Genomic DNA, 235 nt, shown 5'->3' on the forward strand with positions numbered 1-235 from the left:
GAAGAAATGCAGGCCCGGTCCCACGCGGTTCCAGCCGAACAGCATGACCCCGAGGAAACCGGCCTCGAGGAAGAACGCGGTGAGCACCTCGTAGGTCAGCAGCGGACCGGTGATGGACCCGGCGAAGTCGGAGAAATGGCTCCAGTTGGTGCCGAACTGGTACGCCATGACCAGCCCGGACACCACGCCCATGCCGAAGTTGACCGCGAAAATCTTCGACCAGAAATGATAGAGG

At 61.3% G+C, this 235-nt stretch carries 1 protein-coding gene; it reads right to left on the reverse strand.

The features are described 5' to 3' along the window. Nucleotides 1–235, reverse strand: a 235-nt coding sequence (locus AAEY98_RS22680) for a cytochrome ubiquinol oxidase subunit I (protein ID WP_351019899.1), incomplete at both ends; no start/stop codon positions are given.

This window comes from Shewanella sp. AC91-MNA-CIBAN-0169, from assembly GCF_040310165.1.
Taxonomy (GTDB): Bacteria; Pseudomonadota; Gammaproteobacteria; order Enterobacterales; family Shewanellaceae; genus Shewanella.